Here is a 14,452-nt window from a genome sequence, read left to right as displayed (position 1 = left end):
ACCGGTCTGGCTTTTTTGTTTCGGGTCAGTCCCACTAGTCCGAGTTTGGTAGAAACGCCACCTACTGTTATTTTAAAATCAGAAATTTTTTGTTTTCAAATAAGTGCGTTATTGCGTAAGTGCTTACTAACGTAGCGCTCCGACCAACGTATCAGCCTGAAGAGGTGTACCTGTTCAGCGTTGACAAAAACTTTCTTAAGTAAACTATCATGTTCGCGGCCCAATCCATCACTTCCAATACTGCCTGGTCTAACGTAGCGGCTGACAATCAATTCTGGGAAAATCTGGCTCAGACAATTCTTCCCGATTACGTCAATTCGTGCCGCTGGTTTGCGGGAAAGGCCCGTCAGCAGCAGGGAATTTCAATTTCAACCATTCACGCGCTTCCCCTACCCGACCAGACTGTTGCTTATTTGCTGATTCTGGAAGCTCGCTACGTCGATGGAATTCCCGAAAATTACCTGCTTCCCGTATCGTTCATTCCGCAAGAGGCCGATTCACCTGAAGATATGCTGGCTGACGCAATTCCTGAAAAAGGGCGTATCAGTAACGTAGCGCTGAATGGTCAAGCTGGCCTCCTGATTGATGCTATTTATGACGAACGTTTCCGGAAGGCCTTATTTTCAGGCATTTATACAAATCAGAAAACAGATCAAGCAGCCGGAACACTAACGTTTCATCGAGGGAATGGGCTGGAAGAGGGCGATGCTACGTTACCGTCACGCGTTTTACCCGTCGATTCGAGTAATTCCGCCATGACGTTTGGCGATAAATATTTCCTAAAACTCTACCGAAAGCTTTTTCAGGAAACCAACCCCGAAGTCGATATGGTGGCCTTTCTAACGGATGAGAGCGAATTTGCGAATATTCCGGCTTTCGGTGGAAGTATTATCTGGCAACGTAGCAACTCTCCCGACGTAACGCTGGGCATGGTGCAGCGCATGGTGCCAAACGAGAAAGATTCTTGGATGCAGACCGGCGATTACCTCAACGATTTTCTGTACGGTGTTCCCAACCGAATGTTTGCCATTCGCGAAGACGTTTTTGATAAAGTTGAACTGCTTGGCCGACGTACCGGCGAGTTGCACTGTGCATTATACAAACCCGGCGCCGAAGCCGCCTTTGCGCCAGAGCCCTTTACCGATGCGTATCGCCAGTTTCTGATAAAGCGATTTGAGGATTTGCTCAACCAGCGGTATGCGCTCTTGATTGACAATTATACCAAACTCGACCCGCAGGCGCAGCGGCTGGCCTGGGTATTTATGGAAGCTAAAGAGATGATCGAAACGTTCATCGACGATTTCCGCAACCGCCCACTCGATTCGCTACGTATCCGTATCCACGGCGATTACCACCTGGGTCAAGTGCTGGCCGTGTCGGGCGCTACGTCGCAGGGAGATTTTGTTATCATTGATTTTGAGGGCGAACCCGAAAGCAGCATCGCCGAACGAAAAATCAAGCACTCGCCCCTCAAAGACGTAGCGGGCATGATACGTTCGTACCATTACGCGGTTTCGGCCAAACTGTTCAACTCGACCGAAACCGAAGGCCTGGACCCGAACCATCTTCAGCGCGTATCGGATCGATGGTTCTACCTCATCCGTGATACGTTCCTCGATGCGTATCTGGACGTGTTTGGGGCACCGCATCCGCTCTTTAAAAACAACAGCGAAATCAATTTTCTTCTGCTGATTTATCTGTTGGAGAAAGCCGTTTACGAATTGGGTTATGAGATTAGCTATCGCCCCGCCTGGGTTAAAATCCCCCTGAAAGGTATCATCGATGTAATACGTGAAATCGAAAAAATCCGGCTGAGCGACGGGAACGTAGTACCCGATGTGCCTATGCTGCAAACTGGGTTACTCCAGCCCAAATAGATCATGATTCTGTTGCCCTACGAGCGCATAACGTACCGGACCAGACTATGTGAATCAGAAATTATTACGCGGCTGTTGGATTCGGTTGAGCCAAAACGTACTTTTCGTTTTGAGCTTCTCTGGTCTAGTTCCGAAAAACCTTACCAGGGTGAAATCGTTGGTAATCAGTTCACCATAACGCGAATCATCCGCTACCGAAACTCATTTTTACCGCAAATCAGTGGAGTTATTCAGTCGGGTTTTCAGGAAACAACGGTACAGGTTAAAATGGGGCTTCACCCCTTCGTAATTGTTTTTCTATGTGGCTGGGTCGGTTTCATTAGCATGTTTCTCACAGGCATTTGGGCAAACCTGTTTAGGAGCGAAAATCACTTTAATCCAATTGCCCTGCTTCCGTTGGGAATGATTGTGTTTGCCTATGCGATAACCATGGCTGGTTTCAAGTATGAAAGCAATCGATCTCGAAAGGATCTGCTGGAATTGTTCGAGGCTGAAATCGTAACTAAAGAAACCCCCTAAAAATCATGACATTACAAGAATTACACGATTCTCTGCGGGAGCAGCTTCTCGACATCGATGGCATGACTAGCCAACCTTATACTTCCAAAACGGGCAACACGCCGAAGGGTGGAATTGAGGAATTTAAACTAATCGGCCAGTACTTTGCCGGCCTTCGACTGACGGATAAATACCTTATACTCTATTTAATGCCTCTGGACGCATCACCTGAGCTGGATGCTCAAGACAAGTATCGGATTAAATCGGTTCGAAACGGGAAGAGTTGCCTGAAAATCACGAAGCCTGATACGTTAGACAGAGAGGCCATCGATGCCATTCTGGAAAAGGGAGCCAGACAGTGGAGTTGCGCTTAGCGGAATTCTTCCGATTGCTATTGAAAAATAATAGTCGCTTTACCCATCCCAGTTTTTTTCTAACTTTCCGGCCCTGATACGGTTCACTCACTAGAACGCTATTCGTTCAAACCTATGGCAAAACGTAAAACTACGACTTCACCGTCTCTTACCCCCGAAACCGAACAACCGGCAAATACTACGTCTGCTAAACCAGCAACTCGTAAAAAAGTACAATCAGAAACCACAGCGACGACTGAACCTGTAATGCAGGAAGGCGATTATTCCCGCTTTACGGATTTCGACGTTCACCTATTTCGGTCGGGAAAACATTACCGTCTTTACGAAAAATTCGGTTCACATACTGTTGAGTACAACGGCGTTGTTGGTACGTATTTCGCTGTCTGGGCTCCTTCGGCCCGCTACGTTGCCGTTATTGGCAATTTCAACGGCTGGGACAAAGGCAGCCATACGATGAGCGTCCGCTGGGATTCGTCGGGTATCTGGGAAGTTTTTATTCCCGATATCGGCCGGGGCGAAGTGTACAAATATTTTATCGTGCACGAAAGCGGCCGTGAGCTGGAAAAAGGCGATCCTTATGCTCATTCCTGGGAAATTCCGCCCAAAACCGCTTCGCTCATCTGGGATACGTATTACGAATGGCAAGACCAGGACTGGATGGCTAACCGACACGCCAAAAATGCGCTCAATGCCCCTGTTTCGGTATATGAAGTGCATCTAGCCTCCTGGCGACGCGACCCAAGCAACCCCGAACGCGAACTGAGCTACGGCGAAATTGCAGATGCGCTGGTGCCTTACGTCCAGGATATGGGCTTCACGCACGTTGAGTTTATGCCTGTGATGCAATATCCATACGCGCCTTCCTGGGGTTACCAAATTACGGGTTACTACGCGCCCAGCAGCCGATTCGGTACACCACAGGACTTTATGAAGCTTGTAGAACGGCTCCATCAGGCTGGTATCGGTGTCATTCTAGACTGGGTTCCGTCTCACTTTCCGGGCGATGCACATGGTCTGTACGAGTTCGACGGGTCGCACCTGTACGAGCACCCCGATATGCGAAAAGGGTATCATCCCGACTGGAAAAGCTACGTTTTCAATTATTCGCGCCCCGAGGTACGTTCGTTTTTGCTAAGCAACGCCCTGTTCTGGCTCGACCGCTGCCATGCCGACGGTTTGCGGGTAGATGCTGTTGCGTCGATGCTCTACCTCGATTATTCACGTAACGCCGGCGAGTGGGAACCTAACATGTTTGGCGGTCGCGAAAATCTGGAAGCTATCTCGTTGTTTAAGGAACTGAACGAAGTCATCTACAAAGAATTTCCTGATACACAGACCATTGCCGAAGAATCTACCGCTTTTCCGGGCGTATCGCGACCAGTGTATACAGGCGGGTTGGGCTTCGGTATGAAATGGATGATGGGCTGGATGAATGATACGTTACGGTATTTCGAACGTGACCCGGCTTTCCGCAAGTACCATCAGGACGAGTTAACATTCAGTACCATTTATGCCTTCACTGAAAACTTCATGTTGCCGCTTTCGCACGATGAAGTAGTTTACGGCAAGCATTCGCTGGTGTCTAAAATGCCCGGCGACGAATGGCAGCGATTTGCCAACCTACGGCTGCTGTTTACCTATATGTTTACCCATTCGGGCACTAAACTGCTATTTATGGGTGGCGAATTTGGGCAGACGTCGGAATGGAAATTCGATGCCAGTCTCGATTGGCATCTGCTAGAATTTGATCCGCACAAAGGCATGGCGGCCTGCGTAAAAGCGTTGAATCGGCTGTACACAACTGAGCCAGCCATGTACGAACGGAATTTTACAGCCGACGGCTTTGAATGGGTCGACACGACAGACCGCGAAAATAGTATCGTTACGTATCTCCGAAAAGGAAATAATGCTAACGATACGTTGCTGATTGTTCTGAATATGACACCTATGCCACGTCAGAATTACCGAATCGGTATTCCGGCTGCCGGTACGTACCGGGAAGTATTCAATAGCGACGCTACTGAGTTTCACGGTAGCGGATTTATTAACGGCCAGTCGTTAGTAAGCGAAGAAGAGGCATGGCATGGCCGTCCGCAATCCCTCCAGATTAACGTACCGCCATTGGGAGCAGTGGTACTAAAGGCTGTCTAAAAAGGTTTCTGAACCGGGATTGAGCAGATTGATGGATTTTCAGGATTTTGTTTTTCGCTTCTTCGAAGCGTTCCATCAATTAACAAAATCCTGAAAATCCATCAATCTGCTCAATCCCGGTTAAAAATTGATTGCATGAAGAAAATACTCGTTGCGTTTTTATCGTTCGTAGCCGTTAGCAGTTTTGCACAATCGCCGGTATCGGCGCGCCTGAGCAGTGGTTATGATATAGGAATGGCCTACTCCACTCAGCATTATAACCCTTCAATAACCTATTATCAGCTTTTGAATACCGGAGATCGTCGCCTTTTTGCCCTCGGCTGGACGCTCCGGGCGGGTGCTTTCTACGGCGATAATCTTAATTATTATACAGCCCCGGCTCGCCTGACTCGTGGCAAAACAGGCTTTGGTGCGCTGGGAGCCCCTCTAATCGACAAAAACATCGATACCATTCGCTACGATTACGTATCGATGACATCGGTTAGTGTAGGTGTACGTGCTCAATTCAATCTGGGTATTGTTGAAATTGGTGCCAGTGCCGATTTGGTCGGTTTAACACTAGGCAAGTCACGTATCGGTCGCTATAAGTCGTCGACGGGGCAGTTTACGGTAAAGAACGCGACTGGGGGCGATTCTCTTACGTTATATTATCAGGGTGTCAATACGTTCCAGAAAACATCACCCAGTACGTTCAACGTACGTCTGCTGGGCGATAATGACATCGGCACCCTCGCTACGGAAGTTTACGCTCGCGTGTACATAACCCCACGTATCGCCGTTAAAGCGGGTTATCAATGGCTCACTACCGAAACATCAGCCGCCAACCGCGACGTAGTAGCCGACAATAATCGCTTCCGTCACCGGGCAGGCATGGGCTATCTGGCGCTTACATTTCCGGTTTTCTTTTGAGTTATACGGTTAAAAAGTTGTAGGGTTATAGGGTTGCAAAGTTGTTGTGAATGCGTCAACCAACTTTACACCCTATAACCCTACAACTTTTAACTACCTATACCTCAATTGGCTTCAAATCGAAATACGTTTCAAAGATGGCGTCGGCCGCTTCGTTGGCTCTGGTCTGGAACGTATCCAGGTATTGATGTAGACCAACCTTAAAAATGTCAGCAGTTTCGGTAAAATCGATATCAGAACGTAGCTTGGAAAGTGTCCGCTCGGCCGAATTGTCAAAGCCGCTGGTGATGTTGTTTCCGGAGATTTCGTACAGCGAAAGCTCGGCCTGACGAATACAATGAGAAACCGCCCGGGGAAACATTTTATCCAGAATCAAAAACTCAACGATGCTGGCGGGCGTAAGTGATCGGTGCCGCTGACGATGCATGTTATAGGCACTTACGGAACGTAGCACCGCCGACCACATCATTAAATCGATAGTGGTACCTACTGCGCCAACATCGGGGAGCAGTGTAAAATACTTCACATCCAAAAAGCGGGACGTTTTATCAGCCCGTTCCAGAAATCGCCCCAACCGGCCAAAATGCCAGGCTTCATTTCGAGTAATGGTGGCGTCGATAATGCCGTAAAACAGTTGCGTACCGTTCCGGATTTCCATAAAGAATTCCTGCGTCTGGCTCTGACTCCACTCCTGCGTTGGCGACGTATCACGCACGAACATGTAAAATTTATTGAGGTGCTCCCACATCTGTTTCGAAATAACCTCCCGAATGGTACGGGCATTCTCGCGGGCGTAGCTGAGGCAGGAAACGATGGAATTGGGATTCCGTTTATCGAATGTCATAAATTGAATGACATTCTCACGGGTTGGCTCTTTATAGTACTTTTTAAACTGCTGATTATCGGCAGTAGCCGTAAGTAAGGGTTCCCACTGTTGGTCAACATTAGGAGGGAGGTCGAGGGCCAGATTAAAATTAACGCTCATAAAACGAGCGTAATTATCAGCCCGCTCAATGTACCGATGCATCCAGTAAACAGAATTCGCAACCCGGCTTAGCATATTATATAAAGTTGGGTAATATTGACAAATAACCAACAAAAATAAGGAAGACAGGCTTTTACGCAATAAAAAAATTTGGTGTGCGTAGCGTTATCTGATAAACAACTTATTTCCAGTCAATTATTAAATTGTACCGATACGCTTGAGTTGGGCAATTTCGATGACGTATCTAGCAACGTAGCAGTCAGTTGGTTCTCAACCCATTCAATTTTCTGAGGACGTACTGACCTGTTAAAACAGTTAGAAAAGAAGCAATAAACACTTATATCACCAACGTAGCAACTATATATGCGCAATCTCATGTTCATCAAATTATCTTTACTCACTTTCGGAATGTTGTGTGGTACGTTCGCCATGGCCGCATCCGATCCAGGAAAAACGCCATCAACAAAACCAGCAACAGCGATGGCCGATTCAAAACTCTACGAAGTACGAATTTATCACCCAACACCGGGTAACTATGCCGCTATTGTAGACCGTTTCCGGAAGTACACAACCAAAATTTTCGAGAAGCATGGTATGGAAAATATCGGCTACTGGATGCCTACCGATACGTCGAACAAGGAACTGATTTACATACTGGCCTATCCCAATCGAGAAGCCCGCGATGCATCGTGGAAGGCCTTTGGTAGCGATCCTGAGTGGAAAGCCGTAGTGGCCAAAACAGAAGCTAACGGAAAAATTGTTGACCATGTTGATCAGATTTTCATGACGGAATCTGAAATTTCGCCGAAGCTCAGTCTGAAACAGGCATCGCCCGAACGTACCTTCGAACTACGTACCTATACGCCTGCGCCGGGCAAATTGCCTAATCTGCTGAACCGTTTCCGCGATCATACCATCAAGTTATTCAGCAAGCACGGCATGACGAATGTTGCCTACTGGGTGACGCAAGAAAAAGATCCATCTGCCCAACCAAAGCTGGTTTATATTCTGGCGCATCCGAGCGAAGCCGAAGGCAAGGCTCATTTCGATGCGTTCCGGAAAGATCCAGATTGGGTGAAGGCCAAAGCAGAGTCCGAAAAAGATGGCGCGCTGACCACAAAAGTGGAGTCGGTCTACATGAAGCCAACGGATTATTCGCCAATTAAATAATTGACAATCTAGTCATTGCCTTAGTTTTCCGGCCTACGACAAACAACCTCTTTTGACAATCGGTTTCATGCGTAAACTTAACTACGTTATGAAACCGATTTCTCATTTTATTAACTGCCTGCTCAATCCATCCGAATCTATTTCCGTATCGCGACAGGATTTTCTACAACTTACGGCTCAAGGGTTAGCGGCTGGTGCCATAACTGCTACGTTTACATCTTGCGAGCAAAAACCGAACACACAGACGTCCACACCCACCTCAGGAGCCGTTTCAAGTGGATCTGTACCTAAACTACCCGCTACGTCTCCGCCCGCCGACGTACCAGCCGACTCTACCAAACCCATTGAACTAGAGCAAATCAAAGCTAAAACCGAACAGCAGGAAGGGCCAACTCCTACGCCATTATCTGAAGATCAGCGTGTGGGTTATGCCCTGGTTGGACTAGGCCACCTGACGCTGAATCAGATTTTACCGGCCTTTGGCGCGTGCAAAAAATCGAAAGTTGTTGCTCTGGTGAGCGGTAGCCCTGAAAAAATGCAAAAAGTAGCGGCTCAGTATGGTATAAAGCAGGAAAGTTGCTACAGCTACGCCGACTACGATAAACTACGTGACAACAAAGACGTACAGGCCATTTACATCGTGTTGCCCAACGGAATGCATGCCGAATACACCATTCGCGGAGCTCAGGCTGGCAAGCACATTTTGTGCGAGAAGCCAATGGCGAATACAGTGGCCGAATGTCAGGCGATGATTGACGCTTGCAAACAGGCTAATCGCAAACTCATGATTGCGTACCGGATACAGTACGAGCCACACAACCGGATGGTACGCGAGATGGTGCAGCAGGAGAAGTTTGGAAAAGTAAAATCTATTATGGCCAATAACGGTCAGAATTCGGATAACCCAAAGCACTGGCGTTTCAACAAAGCATTGGCCGGTGGCGGTTCGCTTCCTGATGTTGGCCTCTACTGCCTGAACACGATACGTTTCGTGCTTGGCGAAGAGCCTACAGAAGTGGTTGGCTACGTTCATAGCACGCCAAAAGATCCTCGTTTCACGGAGGTTGAAGAGCAGGTCAACTGGCTGATGAAATTTCCGAGTGGTGTGCAAACTAGTTGCGCTACCAGCTACGGCCATCACGACGACAAAAATTACAAAGTGCTGGCCGATAAAGGCTGGATTAAAATGGACCCGGCTTTCCCATATACGGGTCTGGAGTTAGAAACCAGTCAGGCGGAAGGCGAGGAGAATCAGGTGATTAAACATAAAATTGCTGATAAGGACCATTTTGCGACAGAAATGGACCATTTTTCGGACTGCATACTAGCGGATAAAACGCCTTATACCCCTGGCGAAGAAGGGCTTCAGGACCAGAAAATTATGGAAGCTATTTATCAATCAGCGCGGGAAGGGCGACCAGTAAAATTAGCTCCTGTCGATAAAAAGGATGCATTTCGCGGGTCGGAACCGGAGAAGGCCTGAGTTAGGCAGTTGGCTACCTGCTACGTCTGTTATGGGGTATTGGTGATACCTAATTTCAGTCCTGTTTTGTAGTTGACTGCTACGTTACCCGAAAATTTAAACCGATCAAGGCTAATCGAGTTTCTGCTCAATTCGTTTTTGAACAAAGAAAGTACACTGGCCGTCTGCGCCTGGCTTGAACCCGTAAAAACCATAGTAATCATGCGTTTAGGGTTGGCAGCCAGGTACTCCTGAAGCGTATTCATCAATGAAGACGCATATTCTGGGCCATGTATCCAATTTGTTCTTAACTGATTGAGCAGAGACTTCTCCGAAGCCAATAAACCAACTGTATCCGTTGGCGCAATATCTGCCAACGCGCAGCCACCCAACTCTTTTAATCCGAATTCAGTTGAGCAGCGGTCCTGATTGTCGCTCAAACCATCTCCGTCCGAATCTGGGCAGCCATGTAAATTCTCAGGTCCGGCAATAGTTGGGCATTCATCCAGGTTGTTGGCAATACCATCGCCATCCGAATCCGGGCAACCCTTCATGGCAGCAGGACCAGCATCGCGGGGGCAGGCATCATCTTTGTCAGCAATTCCGTCGCCGTCAGCATCCGGACAACCGCGCATTGAAAGTGGTCCAGATTGTTGCGGGCAGTTATCCTCAATGTCCTGAATGCCATCTTTGTCAGTGTCTGGGCAGCCCTGAAAAGCCTGGATACCTGCTACGTCGGGGCAAAGGTCAAGCTGATCGGCAATGCCGTCGCCGTCGCTATCGCTGTTCGTGCTCTTTTGTTGTTTGGCGCTTGAAGGTTTAGACAGTTTGGCACCAATCGGTATGGATACACCAGCAAACAGATGTGTGGCCATGTTATTGTATGAAAAGAAACCAAACAGGTTATCGCTTCCGATTGTAACGTAGCCGTACCGGACATGGGTACCGATGGACACTTTGCCCATGTCCTGCCAGTAGTTCAGCATGGCCGAATATTCGAGTTTGGCCGTTTCGTATCGCCCGCCAAGCGTTATCAACTCCGAACGATGCTGAGCTCCTGTGATTGGCGTGGTAGGTTTCCACCAAGTGCCACTCAAAAACCAGTTCTTACCCACATTAGCATCGAATTGAACCGATAAAGTCTGAGGCAGTTTTGTATTTAGTTCGCCAATTTCGCCTTCGGGAAGCACTCCGAGCGTGCGGGCTACAGCATCCCGAATCTGGGTTGGCGTTTTGGGAGGCTGCACATCCGTTTGCAGCAAAAAGCTCGTCGTAGGTATTACGCGCCAAATACTGGCGCTTTTATAACGAATGCTACCCATATCGAGCAGAGATACTCCAAACCGATATTTGTAGGGTACTGATTCGGATTGTGGCGCGTCCGATGTCGTTTCACGATGGGCAGGCGCCTGTGGACGGAATTCGTATGTAAATCCTAAATCAAAGCCGTTGCCTATCCCCGGCACAGTACCCAGAATGGCATCGGTAGGTGTTAATTTTGAGAGTGTCAGCAAATCGGAGTAAGACACCTGCATTTGTCGGATGGTGTAGTCCAGCCGATCCGATTTTGCCTCAAAACTTCCTTCAGCGGACATAGCGGCCGTTTGCAGACCACGTACATGCTTATAAGTAGCCCCAATTTTAACAGCATGCCCGCCCCGATTAATAATAGGAACTGCATACGACAATGCAATTTCACCGAACGCGTCAGCATTTAATGCCGGTGAACGATCGGCTAGCGGAAGTGGTGTTTTATCACCCTGAAACCAGCGAACCAAATCGTAATCACTTGAAATATTCAGATCGGCTCGATAGCGCGTCGAAACGGCCAGGGTGTGATGATTTCGAAACTGGAGCAGAAAGGCAGGCCCACGAATATCGGTTTGCTTCAGCGCCAGCGACTCACCGCCCAGTTTAATATCTGCCTGCACAAACGGAATCGTTGCCAGAGGTAATCGTGGTTGTGTGGCTGCCTGAAACGAAACGGTTGCTACGTTAACAAACATCTTCCAGGGTGAGTCTGCTATCGACGATGGGTTCAGATACAAGCTATTTGTACCAGCATACCTGCTGAGTTGATAGCCTGTTAAACGTTGTGCCTGTAGTAAGCCCGGTAATAAGCAAAGAGTCCCGAAAAGGAGACGTTTCGTCATGCAACTGTGATAGAGGAGTTTTCGCAAAAATGCTAAGTAATCGCTCCTCGTGCAACAAACGAGCCAACGACTTAGCGGCCGGTCAATGCTCTACTAAAAAAGAGCTACTGACTTCCTCAAATAATCCTGTTTTAGTGATGATCTGTATTCGATTTCGGAGGATTAATCATAATGTGCGCCCGGTGCGTACCGGGGTCCATAATCCAGGGCATGCCGGGCGCTTCTTCTTTAAGGGGCAACCCTGTGCTTTCGGCGGTAGCATACGGAATATAAACGACGTAGCGCAGGTAGCCATCCTTCACTTCGCCCGTGGACGCATTGTAATTGTCGTCTTTGGCTGTGTAGGAAAATAGCGTCGACGGATGCGAGGGCATCGTGAGCTTTTTATCTTTGGTTTCCTGCTCCCGAATCGCCAGAATTTCATTAGGCTTTTTGCCTTCTTTTTTCAGAACACGGCCCCGTTCCATAAAGGGGTCAAGGTCGCGGTGGTAGCACGACACGCTAAGTCCCTTCTGAGCCGGATCGTCGGCCAGGCAAACCATCTCGTTCGTTCCCTTACGTAGCACGACAAATTCATTTTTCGCCGAATAGCCGTACACCATCGCTCCATCGCGTTTGTCGGCTGGAGCGGCTAATATGGCGGTTTTAATCTGTATTTCTGCCGGGGGGATTGAGGGCGCCTGAGCAGACGCCAGCGTTATCGTTCCGGCCAGTAAAATGAACGTAGTACAGATGGCTTTCATAATAAACACGGTTAGAAGATTAGTACGGAAAGATAGGTAAATAACGATCCTGAACTTTCTCAAAACCAAAAATAATACGTTACTGATACCCCCGCGCCTGCAAACCAAACAACTCAGCGTAGCGTCCACCTTTCTCCAGCAATTCGTAGTGCGAACCGATTTCGAGCAACGTACCGTTTTCTAGAACCAGAATCCGATCGGCCATACGTACTGTGCTGAACCGGTGCGAAATAATCACCGACGATTTCCCTTCGGTGAGTTTTGCAAAACGCTGAAACACTTCGTATTCGGCGCGGGCGTCGAGGGCGGCTGTCGGTTCGTCCAGAATAATCAACTGGGCATTTCGCATATACGCTCGGGCAAGCGCTACTTTTTGCCACTCCCCCCCCGACAGTTCAACGCCTTTATTGAACGACCGGCCCAACTGCTGATCATAACCGCCCGATAGTTTGGCAATCACCGTATCAGCCAGACTACGTTGCGCCGACGTTTCGATACGTGGTTGATTGGTACGTTCGTCGATATCACCGACGGCGATGTTAACGCCGGCTGTCATTTTAAACCGGGTATAATCCTGAAAAATAACACCGATGTTACGTCGCAGCTCCATTAAATCATACTCGCGCAAATCGTAGCCATCGAGCAGAATACGGCCTTCGGTTGGGTCATACAGGCGAGCAAGTAGTTTGACTAACGTGGTTTTACCAGCCCCGTTTTCACCGACCAACGCCAGTTTTTCACCCGCCTGCAATGTAAACGACAGATTACGTAGCGCCCAACGTTCGGAGTTCGTGTATTTGAACCCAACCCCCTCAAACACAAAACCTTCCCGTATCGAACTGGGAAATGGACGACTGGTTGTAGGCGAATGAATAAGCGGTTTTATGGCGAAATAATCGAACAGATCCTGTAGATAAATTGCTTCCTGCGTGAGACTACTGAACTGAAGCAGAATGCCTTCCAGCGAACCCCGCACCTGCCGGAACGAACCCGCCAGAAACGTCAGATCACCCAGCGAAATCTGTCCATTCACAGCCCGCATCACGATCCACACGTAGGCCCCGTAATACCCCGCCGTACCCAGCGCCGACAACAACGTCCCCCAACCAGCGCGGCTGATCGCCAATGAACGGTTCTTCAGAAAATACTCCCACGATAGCGTGCGAAAACGATCGATCAAGAAATCCGATAAACCGAAAATCTTAACCTCTTTGGCGGTTTCGTCGCTCGCGCCTACGTAGCGCAGGTAATCAAGTTCGCGCCGTTCGGGCGTCCAGGAGCGGGATAGGGAATAGCTACGTTGGTTGAAGTAATTATCGCCGATGAACGAGGGCGTAACGGCCAGCAGAATAAGCAGCAACAGCCACGGATTGTAAACCGCCAGACCAGCCGCCAGAAACCCGACCGAAATCAACTCCTGCACCTGCCCAAATACACCCGACAGCAACACCGTTCGGCCAGTGGTTTGGCGTCGGGCGCGTTCGAGTTTGTCGTAGAACGTAGCATCTTCAAACTGTTCCAGGTCGAGGGAGGCCGCGTGCTCCATCAACCGTACCGATGTCCGATTGGCGAACAAATCACCCAATAAACTATCCATCAATGATACCGCCCGGCCCAATGCCGTGGAGAGAATCGCTAACCCAAACTCAGCGCCAACCAGCCACCAGAGATATTCCGTATCCCCTTGTCCGCCGGATTTAGCCAACGTAACAACGTGATCGATAATCAGTTTGCCGACGTAGAGCGTAGCCGCCGGAATAGCCGCCCTCACCAGACGTAGCGCGGCATTGCCCAAAAACAACGCCGGAGATACTTCCCAGACTAATCGGAAAAAGGCGGGCAAATTACCCAAAGCCGCAAAGCGTTCCCGCCAGCTTACCTGCTCTTTGGCATCTGCTGGAACCACGCCGTTTGGCGGCCCACCCATGTGTGCATTTACTTTGGCCATACACAAAACAGACAAGCCTACTAACAGATTAGTTCAACCACGTCTGTCGACTATTAGGGCTAGTTGGCCGTCGTGTAAGCCCGGCCATAAAATCGCTTATCTACGCCAAAAGTCTGGAAGGAATCTGTTACGCAGATTCCTTCCAGATGCAATTAAACGTAGCCGAATTTCCGGGGCATTTG

At 48.8% G+C, this 14,452-nt stretch carries 11 protein-coding genes; 7 read left to right on the top strand and 4 right to left on the bottom strand.

The window, feature by feature from the left end; genetic code table 11:
• The first annotated feature begins 209 nt into the window (after window positions 1–209).
• The 5 genes from ACYVF1_RS07715 (at window position 210) to ACYVF1_RS07695 (ending at window position 5,809) form a co-directional block, all read left to right on the top strand.
• Window positions 210–1,877 (top strand): putative maltokinase, encoded by a 1,668-nt coding sequence (locus tag ACYVF1_RS07715; RefSeq protein ID WP_461077239.1) that lies wholly within the window; start codon window positions 210–212, stop codon window positions 1,875–1,877.
• A 3-nt stretch (window positions 1,878–1,880) separates the two neighbouring features.
• Window positions 1,881–2,396 carry a hypothetical protein gene (locus ACYVF1_RS07710; protein WP_461077237.1) on the top strand — a complete coding sequence of 172 codons (516 nt, stop codon included), beginning with the start codon at window positions 1,881–1,883 and terminating at the stop codon, window positions 2,394–2,396.
• 5 nt (window positions 2,397–2,401) lie between these two features.
• Entirely contained in the window at window positions 2,402–2,749 is a 348-nt protein-coding gene (locus ACYVF1_RS07705) for a hypothetical protein (RefSeq protein ID WP_461077235.1), read from the top strand.
• A gap of 114 nt (window positions 2,750–2,863) precedes the next feature.
• Entirely contained in the window at window positions 2,864–4,900 is a 2,037-nt protein-coding gene (gene glgB, locus ACYVF1_RS07700) for a 1,4-alpha-glucan branching protein GlgB (protein ID WP_461077233.1), read from the top strand.
• A gap of 135 nt (window positions 4,901–5,035) precedes the next feature.
• Entirely contained in the window at window positions 5,036–5,809 is a 774-nt protein-coding gene (locus ACYVF1_RS07695) for a hypothetical protein (protein WP_461077231.1), read from the top strand.
• Between the two features lie 97 nt (window positions 5,810–5,906).
• Here the strand turns inward: ACYVF1_RS07695 and ACYVF1_RS07690 are convergent, their stop codons facing one another.
• Entirely contained in the window at window positions 5,907–6,869 is a 963-nt protein-coding gene (locus tag ACYVF1_RS07690; RefSeq protein WP_461077229.1) for an alpha-E domain-containing protein, read from the bottom strand.
• 300 nt (window positions 6,870–7,169) lie between these two features.
• On the opposite strand from ACYVF1_RS07690, the gene ACYVF1_RS07685 reads away from it, so the two are divergent.
• Together ACYVF1_RS07685 and ACYVF1_RS07680 are read left to right on the top strand one after the other, a co-directional pair.
• Window positions 7,170–7,964 carry an NIPSNAP family protein gene (locus tag ACYVF1_RS07685; RefSeq protein WP_461077227.1) on the top strand — a complete coding sequence of 265 codons (795 nt, stop codon included), beginning with the start codon at window positions 7,170–7,172 and terminating at the stop codon, window positions 7,962–7,964.
• An 88-nt stretch (window positions 7,965–8,052) separates the two neighbouring features.
• Window positions 8,053–9,447, top strand: a complete 1,395-nt coding sequence (locus ACYVF1_RS07680; protein WP_461077225.1) for a Gfo/Idh/MocA family protein — start codon at window positions 8,053–8,055, stop codon at window positions 9,445–9,447.
• 29 nt (window positions 9,448–9,476) lie between these two features.
• Here ACYVF1_RS07680 and ACYVF1_RS07675 read toward each other — a convergent pair whose 3' ends face one another.
• The 3 genes from ACYVF1_RS07675 to ACYVF1_RS07665 form a co-directional block, all read right to left on the bottom strand.
• The gene (locus tag ACYVF1_RS07675; RefSeq protein WP_461077223.1) at window positions 9,477–11,579 is read right to left on the bottom strand and encodes a DUF5723 family protein; all 2,103 of its coding nucleotides are present in this window, start codon (window positions 11,577–11,579) and stop codon (window positions 9,477–9,479) included.
• A gap of 131 nt (window positions 11,580–11,710) precedes the next feature.
• Entirely contained in the window at window positions 11,711–12,322 is a 612-nt protein-coding gene (locus ACYVF1_RS07670) for a hypothetical protein (protein ID WP_461077221.1), read from the bottom strand.
• A 79-nt stretch (window positions 12,323–12,401) separates the two neighbouring features.
• A complete protein-coding gene (locus ACYVF1_RS07665) occupies window positions 12,402–14,270 on the bottom strand; it encodes an ABC transporter ATP-binding protein (RefSeq protein ID WP_461077219.1) in 1,869 nt (622 codons plus the stop codon).
• Window positions 14,271–14,452 lie beyond the last annotated feature (182 nt).

The sequence above is a fragment of the Spirosoma flavus genome (assembly GCF_054778555.1).
Note: the sequence above shows the minus strand (reverse complement) of the source record. Positions and strands in the feature narration are given on the sequence as shown.